Consider the following 13443-nt stretch of genomic DNA (forward strand, 5'->3'; position numbering starts at 1 on the left):
GCTTAATATACAATTAGTATAATGATATTTAAATATTTTAAGGCTTTTATAGACTTGTTCTAATTTAAAGCATATTGGAGAGTTAAATGCGTGAGGTAGATAGAGTATCTGATGGTAAAGAAGAGGAACAAGAGATCCAAATACCTGAGCTATATATAGACATTAGGGATTTAGCTGCGTTAACTGAGAAGGCGGATATTGAAAAATTAGAAAGCTATATTAACGCGTTAAAGCTTTTTAATAAATTTAAGGAAAGGCTACAAGAGAGAGAGGAATTATTTGCGTGGCAAGAGTGGCAACTTCATTTTCGTAATTTATATAAGAAAATGATTAATGAGGCTTTCGAGGCTTTCGGAGTAACGGTTCCAAAAGGCATGGAAGTATATTTTGCCGGCTCGCTTGCTAGAGCTCAAGCCACGCCATTTAGTGATTTAGATGCTTTTGTTCTTCTTCAAGATGAAAAGGATATCGAGAATGTAAAAAGAGTATTTCAGGGACTAAATAATTTATGTACCCGTATTTTTTTTACTGAGAATCAATGCTACCCTGATCCTATTGGAATGAATCCAGCCACTCTTACTGGCACACCTGATACGCTATTTAACCTATTAGAGAAAGGTGAGGAGGTTGATGCTCCACCAACCGTTCGTTCAATTATGTCTTCGCTTCCCATATTTGGAAATTATGAACTTGGGAATCAATTAAAAAATAAAATTAGAGGTAGTGCTAAGTTAAACCGTCACTTTACTCCTCACGCGCTTTATGATAAAGCTATTAAAGATTATCCAGCACCTGCAGAAAATCCTGAAACTATTGACATTAAGTCCCATATAATTCGCCCTATCGATTTTATTTTCATGGGTTTGCGTGAGGAATTTGGTTTATACAGTAACGATGGCTCACACCTTACAGTTCCAGGGACTATAAAATTAATAAATGAAAGCAAAATAGATTTACCTCAGGAAGATGCAAACGCTATTAGTCTTATATTAAAAACATACTATGAAGTTATAGGGTTACGCTGTGAGGTACATCATAAAAATGAAAAAGAACAAGATAAAATCCCCTATGCTAATGCTGAAAATAAAAAACAACTTAAAGAAATGCTTGATAATGTAGAGCGCTTAAGACAGATGGCTCAACGACGTTCAAATGCATTGAAAAACAAGATTATATCTTCTGAAGAGGAGAATAAACATCCTCAGCCCGTAAGTACATGGGCTAAATTCAAAAAAGCAGCAGCAAGGCCTGCTACATTTTTACGTAATTTTCTTTTAGGGCCAGTCTTAGGTGCTATAATTGGTGGTGGTGCCGGGGCACTCATCGGTACATTTATTTTTCCTGTTATAGGAACAATGGCTTTAGGTATCATTGGTGCCTGCGGTGGTGGCGCTTTAGGTGCAACTGGCTGGTCAATTTATGAGACAGTAAAAAAGCGTAAAGTGGAAGCGACCGCGGCAGGTGTTTTAGCTTCTATGGGAGTAGGCGCAGCCATTGGCGCAGCTATAGGAACATTTATATTTCCAGGTATAGGAACTGCTATTGGAGCGGCGCTTGGCGCAGGCGCAGGGCTTACGGTAAGCTTAGGTTTTAGTGGCCTTGTTCATGCCTTTACTGGAAACCCTAAAGCGGGTGCTGCGCTTATGGGTACGGGCGCTTTAGTTGGTGCAGGTCTTGGTGCTGTGATAGGAACATTTATCTTTCCTGGTTTTGGTACTGCAATTGGCGCAGGAATTGGTGCTGCTATTGGCGCTGCCCCTGGTGCTATTGCTTTACTTATAAAGTTTGGCCAGCTTTGTGTAAGCGGGGTTAGGTATCTTATTGAAAAGGTGAGTTCTAAGTCAGCTAGTACATCTGAATCTGGAAATGAAAAAGACAAAGAGCCAAGCTTGGATAATAAAAAGGGATTTGGTGGAGGCTCTTATGGCCCTGGCGGCCCACTAGGGCTTCTTGATGATAAGCAATCAGTAGCTCCTCAGATAGGGCAAACAGGAGGAAATGATATCTTAGTAGACTCAAAACATACAATCATATTTTCCCCAGCAGTTGAGCCTACGAAGGTTGAGTCTACAAATGATGCGTTGCAATACCAATAAAAAAATAATGTAGTTTACATAAGAGAAAGGCTAGTTTTAACATAAAGAAAGTAGCCTTTCTCTTTGAAGGAAAGTGAGCAGGAAACCATTAGGGTAGTTCAAAAGCCGCCACAGAATAAGTCTCTGCAGTATAGTAAGGTTCTTCATCAACTTGATAATCTTTAGCGAGTGTTGCTGCTGTTTTATGGTTAACACAGTGGATGCCTAACTCTTCACAAATAGTGACAATTTCTTCTGGCTCAAAAAAAGTTTTAAAAGGCGACTTTTTGCTAGCGAATTCATCTAGCGTTTTTTCTAGACATTTTTCATTAGCAGCTGAATCTAGTGTCTGTGTTTTAGTTTGCATTAATGCGTGCATATAATCAAATGTAATAATTAAATGACTAAATTGCCTGGCTAAATTCTTAAGAATTTGGATAACTTCTTCTTTCTCAAGATAAAACGTATTACCTTCCCAAAGAATAAGAGTTGGTTTGTTAAAATCAATTTCATTCTTTTTTAATGCTTCAATTAAATTATCCTTAACATAATCAAGGCCAATATAAGTGGCATTTTTATTAATATATTTTTCCGCATAAATTTCTTCTTTTGACTTTAAAATTTGGGGCTGGTCAATTTCGAAGAACCGCACTCCAAAGTGCTCACTATATTTGGCTTTTCGGGCCGCTAATGTATCAAAGCCACTGCCTAAAATGACAATCTGTTTTACGTCTTTGTTTTTGACTGCATCAGATATAGTTTGCCTAAAAAAGCGCGTTCTTGTTGCAAGCGGAAGCCACATTCTTTTATCTAGTCGCTGTTCAGCCTCTTCTTTAATGTCTTCATTTACAAATTGAGACATCATTTCATCTTTAAAAAGATCCTTATCCCGCCTACCTTGTTTTTGAGTTAGTTCTGGCCAATTTTCTTTCCTTTTAGCTTCATTCTTCCAATAGTTAGCTAGGAGAGAAGTAGTAGCAACACTGTAATCATTTAAAATTTTTTTAAGCATAGGTAAATTCTCTTCACAGTAGTAATGCATCTATAATTTGATTGGCGCCGGAATAATAAGCAGCATGATCGGCGTCTAAGTATACAATATTATTAGTCACAGCTTTACTCATACGCAATTGATCAGTTAACAGAAGGGCTTGATCATATCGGCATACAAGAGATCGCTTAGCAACGCGTGCAAAGTTTTTACCAACTTTGACTGGCTCAGTTAAGGGTTTTAATGGCTCGGGTTGTAATTTAAACAAGGCTTTTTTAGCATCAACTGAGTTGCAATGATTAAAAAAAATATCCACTAAATCTGGTGAGCGCTTTAGGGAAATCGTCTGATAATCTTCATTAATAATAAGGTAAGGAGTTAGATTGTTTGACTCTAATGCTTGCGCGATTGCGAATAAAGATTGGTCATTTTGAGGTATATAGGCTGCCACAAAAATAAGTTCTTGTATCGCATCAGGTAGTGCCTCCGCAACTTTTGAAATAACCAAACCAGCCATACTATGACCAACCAGTGTCACTGGCTCTGATTGTTCCTTTATAAGGTCAATAAGGCATGTGACATAATTTTGCAAGCCTATGGTATTAGGACAATTCGCACTTAATTGACGTCCAGGTAAATTAGGCATGAGAACTTTCTGCCCTCTTAAATTTAGTGCTCTAGCTATATATTCCCAACACCAAGCAGCATGCCAGGCACCATGAACTAAGATAAAGGTTCGAGAATCTTGCATAAAAAGCTTCATAGTCAAAGATTATTTTACCGAAAAAGGATAAAAATTAATCGGATAGTTGTTTTTTTTTCCTAATTTAATAGTTAATTTTGTGACTTTATTAGGATTAGTCAATGAAATCAACTAGAAATATGATATTTTTAGGCACAGTCTATATTTAAAATATAAGTAATTGAACTTAAAGGGGTTAATTTTGTGTTAAAAAAAGATATAGTCATTGTCGGTGGTTCTATAGCAGGATGTGCACTCGGCGCTTTGTTGCAAAGGTTGGATATAGATTTTGTTATTTTAGAGCGTGCAACAAGCCTTGACCATCAAGGTGCAGGATTAACTCTACCAGAGAGCCTTATTAAGCAGTGCATAGAATCTGACTTGCTAGATGACACTATGCCACGTTTACCAATCACTGCTCGTTCATTTTCGAGAAGAAATGAGAATGGCCAATCTATAAGATTTTGGACGCAACCTGTTAATGTTCAGGCCGTCAATTGGGTGCATGTTTACGAAAATCTCTCTAAGCGCATTAATAAGAAGTATTATTGTTTAGAAACTCAGGCACTTTCTATCACTAAAGAAAACAACAACTTTATCATAGAGACCTCAAAAGACACTTACCAGACTGAATTTATCATCGGGGCGGATGGAATTAATTCTTTTGTGCGCTCTCAATTGTTGCCTTCTGCTTTGCCAAACTATGCGGGTTACATAGTATGGCGTGGCTTATTAAATGAAGCTGAAGTAGCAGATATAAACTCATATGAAAAACATATGTTTTACTACTTTTATAAAGAGGGGCATAGTTTATTTTATAAAATTCCTGATAAAGAAGTAGGGCATAATTTATTAAATTGGGTACTGTATGAGAATTGCCAGGGTAAGCCTTTAGGTGATTTGTTAATTGATAAGAATGGGAAAGAGCATAAACAATCTCTCCCTAGAGGAAGTTTATCTGTTAAACAAATTAATTATATTAAAGAATTGGCAAAGAAAGTGCTTCCTATATCCGCTGCAGCACTAGTAGATAAGACATCCGAGCCATTTATTCAAGCTATTTTTGATTTCCAATTACCACCTTATATAGATAATCAAATCATTTTTGTAGGTGATGCAGCGGTAACTTTAAGACCTCATACTGGCTCAGGTGTGCTTAAAGCCTTAACCGACGCTATTAAGCTCTATGAGCTCTTACACAAAAGTAATAGCAAAAAACTAGGTAGTTCTACAATTGAAGAATGGAAAAATTATCAAGCAACCATTGCTACTGAAGAGACAGCAAAAGCAAAAATGATGGGCGAAGCATTAGTAACTAACCCACCCCAGTGGTCTTTAATGAATTATGAAAAGACAGAAAAATGGTGGGCTAATCTTATGAAAGGAAGAAATTGGTATGCAACAAAATTAAAATAATTTAACAGATATTTTTTCTCTTATTATCCTATCTAGATTCTAAAGTAATAATATTGCCTTAAGTTCTTTATGATAAAATTATTGGCTAAATAAGTATCAATTAGTTAGATAATTAAACTTATGCGATTTGTTTAATTTATAATTTTATCTTTTGAATTAACCTTAGTGAGGTGTTACATGGAAACTAAAATAGAGCAATATACTTACGAAGAACATAAAAAAAAGTTTGCTAGCCAACCAGAAAAGTGGAATAAAGGTGATTATTTAAGTGAGTTCATTGCTCAAGATCCTAAAGCGCAAAGTTGTGTTGAAGATGTTTATGGATCTGGTCAAACAAGTCAACTAAGTCGTATGTTTGATAACTTACCTGCACTCGATGGCAAGGATATTGACGTTTTTGCAAGTGAACTTTTGCAAGCAATTAAAAGTGGCGATTTCGCTGCGTTCACCCTAAGACAGATCTATGACGTTTTGCCTAGTTTAGTTGATTGTAATCCTACTCTAGATAAGGGTATTCCTAATCCGCATTATGGGCAGTTAAATGACTCTCTATTACAAACTTTCGCAAAAATGCTAAATAAAACACCAGAAGAAGTTAAAGAGAAATTGTATAGTAGTCCCGTGGAAGAAAAGAAGGTTAAGGCTGCTGCTGATTTAATGTTAGCTGCTTTAGTCATGGCAATGAGCGTTCGCTTTATAGATTTATGCGCTAATGAACCATGGAGCAAAGAGTTTAGCCAATATGGATATCTAGCTAGTGGCTTTAGCTTAAATGCAAAAGGGATGGCTTCTGCAGTTAATACGTTTACATTTAAGAGCTTAGAAAAGTATACGTTCGATACCCTCATGAAAAGTTTTGCTCTTAATGAGCAAGTACAGAAATCTCTAGAACACTTCAACTTAGTTATTGCTAAGTGGCGAGAAAAAAAAGATCCGATAGTTAAAGAAATTTTAGATATGTTAGAAAAATCTGTAAAGAATGCACAAATGATTATCGATATGGGAGAAATGCTCACACCTGATTATCTTTGCCAACGAAAAAATTCATTTAGCTTGCTGATTGATGAAAAAATTAAGCCTTTAGAAGAGGAGAAAAGAAGATTTTCTGGAGGTTTATTTTCTGGCAAAAGCAAAATGGCAGCAGTAGAAGGTAAAATTACTCTTTTAAAAGAGTTAAAAGATGACATTAATGCAAGTCAAGTTAGTTCATCTACTTTAGATGTAGGTGGCCCAAAATAAATTAAAAAATTATTTTACTTTATTTAATTTTTATTGTGATAGTAGGCGTGTGTCATGTCCTGGCTAACATACCGTTCTAGGAGAGCAAATGGAACATAAAGCAGAAATTTATACTTATGAAGAGCATAAAAGAAAATTTATTACAGATGCTAGCAGGCATAACATACCTACTTATATAAGAGAATTCATTCTTACTGATGCTGACGCTCAAAATTTTCTTCAAAAAGCTTATGATAATAAGACTACAGGCCCGCTGGGACGTATTTTAAATAATTTGCCTTCTCTTGATACTAAATCTATTGACGAGTTTGCCTTAGAGTATTTGCACGAAATTAAAAAAGGGAACTTTGCTGAATATACTCTTAACAAAATTGGCTTACTATTACATGAGTTTGTTGATTGTCAAAAATATTTACATAATGGCGATCGAAACCCCCATTATGGCCAATTAACTGATTCTATGTTAGAGACGTTTGCAACAGTATTAAAAATAACACCAGATACGTTTCGGCGTACATTCTATGATAATCCTCCTGAAGAGAAAAAAGTAATGGATGTTGCCAACCAGATGATTGCTACTCTAAGTATTGCTATAAGTTCAAGATTTACCGATATTATTAACCGATCTGGTACATCTGAAGGAGCTGATTATAGTGATTTTCAAAATTATAAATATCTTCTTACTGGCATTCAGATATTAAAAGATAATAATGTATGCATGGTCAAAGAGAAAACTTTTAAGCAGTTACAAGAACTAACACTTGATGATATAGTCCAGGGGCGTAGTTTAAACCCGGAAAGTTCAGAAACTCATCAAATAGTAAAACATTATATAGCGAAAGTAGGTGAGATCATAACAAAATGGGAGGTTAAAGCTAAGAATGAACCTGTCATTCAAATTATCTTAGAAAACCTAAAGACATCAAAAAAGAATGCAGAACTCTATCTCGATGAGAGACTCCCTGCAGTTCCTAATTTCATTAGTATACGTAAGGACATGATAATCGAGCAAATTAATGATTTGATTACTACATTACCAACAGTTAAGACGACTAAAAAGCCGACATCACTTAAATGGTTTTGGAATCAGAGCGCTAAACTAAGTAATCAGAAACATCCTACTGAAACTCTTTTAGAAGAATTAAGAAATGACATCAATAATATTAATAATTTTTCAGAGGAAAATGAATCTAGGGAGATTTTAGAACATACAGGTATTTTTTAGGAGGTCTTCTTTTCATGGTAATTTTGTTAGTGCAATTTTATCAGCCTGTTAACTAAATAATTTTGCACTCATCTAAAATTCAATAATAATATTGGCTACTCTTCTTGCAAGAATTAATATCAATTATTTCATTGAAGATTTAATTAAAATTATATTTATTCATGTTTATTGGTAAATAACCACTTAATTTCATAGCTATAATGGGAGAATAGTGGGGCGGAAATAGGGTTTCTGCCCTAGCCTCATTATATTAACTTTGTAATAGGATTCTGATTAACTTCTGCCGGGTATTGATTAATTAATTGGATAGAGCCATCTTTTTTTCTCAATAAGGCAGTTTGTACTTCCTTAACAGAAGTTAAGGCAATGGTATATCTACCTTGACATAAGGCATCACTATGAATAACGTTAGGCTCAATTTGCAGTACATAGCCGTAAGGTAATTTAATTGCAATAAAAGACCACTTATCAATACCAATTTGACGCCCTAAAATAAGGCCCCCTTGGCAGCTTGGCTCCATAGGTACGAGGTAATGGGTAAACTTATGCATATGAATGGGTAGGCCGCCACCTAGTTTTTCTTCTAAAACATAATTTTTCAGATAATTCTCGTTAAATTCATATTCAGCTGCATGTAAGGTAACGTTGTCTTGGTAATAAAGTTTTTCTGATAAAACATGTAAGGATACGCCATAGGCAGCTAACAATTCTTTGCTAATGGCCTGTGCATTAACGATGGGAAAATTGAGCACTTCAATATCATCAAGGATAGTAAAGATATCCAATTTACAATGGTTAGCGCCGCTTGTTGATTGCTTTTCTGTAACACTTGACCAATGCGCATTTATTTTTACCTCAGGTACTAAGCTATCTTCAATATAAGTGATATCACTTTCATTAGTCTGCCCTGTTGCAATAGTTGGCAACATGTCAGCAAAACTAATCATAGATTTTGGTTCTAACACGCCATAGATTGTGTGGGTTGTTAGTAGAGGAATACCAAGTAAAGAGGCGTGGTATGTGATTACTTCGTAAATAACTGGCCATAAACTTGGATATAGCTCGTCTTGTTTAATACCTTGGGCAGAAAAATATAATACGCTTTGTAGGAAGATCTGCGCAGCAATTTGATCCCGCGGGCTTCTTTTAAATCCTTTATTGATCTCTGCAAGTGCTGTATGAGTACTTGGCCGGTTAACTATTTTTACTTGCTCTTCATCCTCTTTAATTTCTTTGCAAGTAAACGCTAAGCCTTTAGCACAAAAACGTGCTGCTACACGCTCTCGAAAGCCTACTAGCTCCTCATCAATTTTAGAATAATCAATTGATTTTTCTTTGTTAAAGGCACTAAGTAGATGTTCAAATTCTGTGCGAAGCTGTCTGAGTTGCTCCTTCTTATCTAAATTAGCTTTCTGTCTAAGTTGCCTTATATTGAACTCCTTAGAAATAAATTCCAGCTCAGTTTGCTCGTATTTAGTAAGCATGTGTGGGCCTTGAGCTTCGGCTTTTTCTTTTAAAATTTCATATCTTACTTGTAAAGCTTGATAATCAAGATACTCAATTGAAGTATCAGGGCGACGTAAACAGCAAGCAAGTTTAAAAAGCTGTTCAATTGATTCTTGATCACCAAATCGATACAGCTTAACTGGGCTATTAAATTCAGCTGCAATCATTTGTTTAACATTATTAGCGAAGTGATTTAAATCATAAATAAACGTAGTTAATATTGTAAGCGGATCATCTTGCTTTACGACAGTGTAATTTTTTCTAATTAACTGGATGGTCTGCTTAGAGATTTGTATGTTTTTAGCCAGTTCTAATAAATCGCTGCTCTTATAAAGATTAAAAATTCCATGTTTGTAGATAGAATTTAAAACAACTTGTAAATCCTGCATTTCTTTTTCATTTTGTAATTTATCAAAGGGTAATGTGCCTAGCAAAACGGTAGCCACATAACGGCTAAATTGATCTAAAAAGTTGATAGTTTCTTGTTTGAGAACTTCTTTAGATTCTCCTTCCTCTAAAAAGATTTCACCTAATGCTAAGATAGAATGTACAGCCATAAGACCTGCAAAATGCCATCCATAACTATAGTGGGTATGATAGCCGCCGGATTGTATAGGGTGAAAGTGGGCATGTTCTGCAGCACTGTTTAGCGGCGAATTAAAAACAGGGTTTGAATATTTATTTCCTGAATGATCAAGAATAAATTCAACACCTCCTTCTGTGTCTGTCTCAAATAAACCCTTATAAACGTTAAAATAAGGGTAATTTCTAGTATCCCACATTGTAGCTACCATACAGGCAAGTAGCTTACGACCTGCTTGTGTTGGATGGGGGTAAATAACAATATGATTAATTCCTACTTCAATATAATCATAAAAGGGATGTCTACTAAATTGGTAAGTATAAAGTGACTTTCTTAATGCACTTAAATACTCTTTTCCTTTATCAATAGGAAGGTATTTACCTGGGTCTGAGTCGTCAATCTCCCTATGCGCGATAAGCTGCGTTACTTGTTTAGATTCTTCATGAAAAAAACTGTACAATTTTTTATAAGTAGATTGTATAAATTTTTTTGCATTTTTTTCTGAAAGCATACTGGGCTCCAACTTAAGTTTAATAAGCTGGAATATTTCGCTTAGCGTGCTTACTTCCCTTGTTTATGCTGTTTTAGTTATTAATTTCCTTTAATACGCAGTTAATCCCAGCAAGTAATAGGCGGTAGTATACAAGCAGTTAATTAAGGTAATATTAAGAAAATCCATAAATTGAAATACGAGTTTTTTAGTTTTTTTAGTTCTTTATGATTAATTTTTATTCATTTTTGAAGATATTTCACTTTAGTAACTCTAAATCATTTTAACCTTTCGCTTTTTTTATAAAAAGTATTTTCATTACTCTATGAAGCCATACTTCATTACTAATAATGATTGGAGCGAATTAATTAAAAAATTCTGCGCCACTGTAGATAAATCTTCAGTGACGCAAAGTTAACAGCAATTTTTTCAAATCTTATTTAATTTAGTTAAATAGATTAAGTTACGTATACCATTAACTTAGGTACGTAGTAACAATTTCGCCATTAATTGTGGAGCAGATTCATCCGGTAAATCCAAATCTTGCTTCGTGACGGGTGGAATATTTTTCTCACTAAAAAGTAAGTGTATATTATTAGCAAATAAACGACCTGATAAATAAGGTGTTACACCTTTATCATGACAATAGGGCTTTTTCCCTTTTACGGCCTCCTCATTAATTAATGCGCCTGCAACAGCTTGGCCAACTTTAAGAGCAGCCGCACAAGCATCAGGGCCTTTAACTTCCGCTTCAAGAATATAGCGTTTACTTTGAATTAATTTAGAAAATTGCTCTTCGTTTTCTTTAAGCAAAGTCTGTTTTATAGCCTCTGGGAGAATGATTTTAAATTGATTCTCTACTCCGATAAACTGATCGCATAAAGAGAATAACTTCTCACAATAATTTATAAGATCTTTTTGCCCTGGATGAATGCCAAAGCGAACTTGCATATGTGGATGCTCACTACCACTTTGTAATTCGTTTAAAAGCGCCTCGACAAATACCATATCAACGTCAATAGGTTGCGAAGTACCGGAAATAAAAAGTAGTTCATCTGCCTCATTTAAGAGTAACTTTTCTCTTGTGGCCTGATTATCAGTTGGCGGACTTGCTGTTAAGGCGCGATCAATACTTAAATGGCCAATTTCAGTGACATTTGCACCAGCATTCACAGTTAAGATATCAGTGCTTGCTGCCTTTAAAGGTGTTGCGAACTGACAATTTGGTAGGGTTGCCAAAGTATTAATATATTTTTCCCAAAATGGATGGTTTTTGGGCTTAAACATATATTCATAAGCGATAGTACAAGGGATAGAGGGTGAAATAACCTCAACTAGCTGATAAGCACTTTCTTCATCAACAGCAGAAGGAACACCAAAATAACAACTGGTGATGTTCTGGGCAGCGACAAACTCGCTGACTTTTATAAGTTGGTCTTGGTTTAAGCGATTATAGGTGTAAATATTGGGCTTTTCAGTTATTGTATCAAGGCTAGCTAGATGTAATTTATCTTTAAAAGTTAAATCTTTTACGCGATCTTTAGCCACTAAAGTTAACGGTATCACATACAAATCATCACTAAAACCTGTACTTTGTAAGTGCTCAATCGTTTTTTTAGCTAAGTCACTATCACCAATACTGCTAATAAAAAATGCTAAAGCCATATGTATTCTCTCTTTTTAAATGAAGATTCACTATCGATTTAACTAAAACATATATGCCTCTAGATAATAACTACCTAGATTAGGATAATATGCTTTGCTGTTGAACAATTTTGCCGAATTCTATATTAAATGATCTTGCATGACAAATTTTATTTAATCTGGTAATTATATGGACTGTCAGCTTATTTTAAGGGATCTTTAGTCAGAGTTATGGAATAAAATCAGGATGTGATAGATGGAATCCACTTAATCGTTGTGTTAATTCATATTATTGAAGTGAGCTTCGACAGTAGGCGAGATGTGGAGCAATTAAGAAAACCTATGCAGCGAATTACTGATCATTTGATTAAATAGATGTCTAGTATTTGAACATGATTTTAATTTCTAAAATTAATCAAAAGCTTAATTTTCAATGAAAGAAGTTTTTGGACTAGAAAAATGTACTTATTAAGGCAGGATAACAAGTTAGCTACAAAATACTTAACGTTCGAATTTAAGCCTAGAGTTACTACTTATGAACGATTCTAACTTTGTTTAGTCTATGGTTTATTACGCTCCTGGTGTTTAGCAGACTATACTTAATTAAAGATATAGATTGAGCTAAATATGAGAAAATATCTTTTTATATCTGTATTTTTTTATTGCTCTTTAATTTTCGGAGATGTATATGTAAAAGGCTATCAAAAAAGTAATGGAACTTATGTTGAGCCGCATTACAGAAGTTCGCCTAATAATACAACTAGCGATAATTGGTCTACGAAAGGAAATATTAACCCTTATACAGGGAAAGAGGGCACTATTTCTACAGATACAAATGATGAAGAATCGATCTCTTCAAGTGATAGTGATCAAAGTAGCGTTTCTTCTAGTGAAGTTAGTAGTACAATGCCTATTAGTTATCCACCGCCTAGTGCATCGTCTGTAGGGGTCATATTTACAAAAGTAGAAAATACAAACTATTACGTAAATAATAGTTTAACATCTTTTCCAATCTATAAATGGGTAGGTAAAAACAAGCTAACTTACTATTGTGATCATCCTCCTTTTTAGTTAATTGTTTTGTTGATCTAAATTTATTGATCTTAAAAAAAAAATTATTTGAGAAACAAGCTCATTGGTAAAGCAAATAACTTAATTCCATCATGCGAGAAAGGAAGTATTTCTTTCCCAGAATAAAAGAGCACGCCATATTGAAATTTAGATTGGCTAAACTCCGCTAGTTTTATCAAGCCTTTAAAATCATGTGTGCTAATAGTTGCTGAGGCTTTGATTTCAATTCCAATGATTTGATGATTATCTCGCTCTAAAACAATATCGACCTCATTTTGATATTTATCTCGAAAATGTAATAGGTCGACTTGTTCTTCGGCCCAGCTGTTTTGTTTAAGCAATTCCATATAAATAAAATTTTCTAACAGTCCACCAAAATTAAAGCTGCTTAACAACTGCTCTTCATTTTTATTCCTAACAGCAAGTAGCCTGGGAGGAGGGCGTAGCCCGTATCCCGGGTT

Annotated in this window: 10 protein-coding genes; 5 read left to right on the forward strand and 5 right to left on the reverse strand. The window is 34.8% G+C overall.

Annotation, left to right across the window (positions count from 1 at the left end):
* The first annotated feature begins 86 nt into the window (after positions 1 to 86).
* Positions 87 to 2096: a hypothetical protein gene (locus tag ACQUW5_RS04230; RefSeq protein WP_444989963.1), complete on the forward strand. Its 2010-nt coding sequence runs from the start codon at positions 87 to 89 to the stop codon at positions 2094 to 2096.
* An 88-nt stretch (positions 2097 to 2184) separates the two neighbouring features.
* Here ACQUW5_RS04230 and ACQUW5_RS04235 read toward each other — a convergent pair whose 3' ends face one another.
* Together ACQUW5_RS04235 and ACQUW5_RS04240 are read right to left on the reverse strand one after the other, a co-directional pair.
* Positions 2185 to 3087 (reverse strand): class I SAM-dependent methyltransferase, encoded by a 903-nt coding sequence (locus ACQUW5_RS04235; protein ID WP_444989964.1) that lies wholly within the window; start codon positions 3085 to 3087, stop codon positions 2185 to 2187.
* Positions 3088 to 3100: 13 nt separating this feature from the next.
* Positions 3101 to 3817: an alpha/beta fold hydrolase gene (locus ACQUW5_RS04240; protein ID WP_444989965.1), complete on the reverse strand. Its 717-nt coding sequence runs from the start codon at positions 3815 to 3817 to the stop codon at positions 3101 to 3103.
* Between the two features lie 195 nt (positions 3818 to 4012).
* Between ACQUW5_RS04240 and ACQUW5_RS04245 the strand changes: the two genes are divergently transcribed.
* From ACQUW5_RS04245 to ACQUW5_RS04255, 3 genes are all read left to right on the forward strand, one after another.
* Positions 4013 to 5224: an FAD binding domain-containing protein gene (locus ACQUW5_RS04245; RefSeq protein ID WP_444989966.1), complete on the forward strand. Its 1212-nt coding sequence runs from the start codon at positions 4013 to 4015 to the stop codon at positions 5222 to 5224.
* A gap of 177 nt (positions 5225 to 5401) precedes the next feature.
* On the forward strand, positions 5402 to 6463 hold the full coding sequence (locus ACQUW5_RS04250) for a hypothetical protein (protein WP_444989967.1): 1062 nt from the start codon (positions 5402 to 5404) through the stop codon (positions 6461 to 6463).
* Between the two features lie 88 nt (positions 6464 to 6551).
* The gene (locus ACQUW5_RS04255) at positions 6552 to 7688 is read left to right on the forward strand and encodes a hypothetical protein (protein ID WP_444989968.1); all 1137 of its coding nucleotides are present in this window, start codon (positions 6552 to 6554) and stop codon (positions 7686 to 7688) included.
* Positions 7689 to 7933: 245 nt separating this feature from the next.
* On the opposite strand, the gene ACQUW5_RS04260 is transcribed toward ACQUW5_RS04255, so the two are convergent.
* Together ACQUW5_RS04260 and ACQUW5_RS04265 are read right to left on the reverse strand one after the other, a co-directional pair.
* Entirely contained in the window at positions 7934 to 10288 is a 2355-nt protein-coding gene (locus tag ACQUW5_RS04260) for a hypothetical protein (RefSeq protein ID WP_444989969.1), read from the reverse strand.
* Positions 10289 to 10747: 459 nt separating this feature from the next.
* Complete coding sequence (locus ACQUW5_RS04265) at positions 10748 to 11932, reverse strand: hypothetical protein (RefSeq protein WP_444989970.1); 1185 nt, start codon at positions 11930 to 11932, stop codon at positions 10748 to 10750.
* A gap of 606 nt (positions 11933 to 12538) precedes the next feature.
* Between ACQUW5_RS04265 and ACQUW5_RS04270 the strand changes: the two genes are divergently transcribed.
* Entirely contained in the window at positions 12539 to 12982 is a 444-nt protein-coding gene (locus ACQUW5_RS04270) for a hypothetical protein (protein WP_444989971.1), read from the forward strand.
* 44 nt (positions 12983 to 13026) lie between these two features.
* Here the strand turns inward: ACQUW5_RS04270 and ACQUW5_RS04275 are convergent, their stop codons facing one another.
* A complete protein-coding gene (locus ACQUW5_RS04275; protein ID WP_510175238.1) occupies positions 13027 to 13377 on the reverse strand; it encodes a DUF4143 domain-containing protein in 351 nt (116 codons plus the stop codon).
* Positions 13378 to 13443 lie beyond the last annotated feature (66 nt).

This window comes from Legionella pelazae (assembly GCF_052527395.1).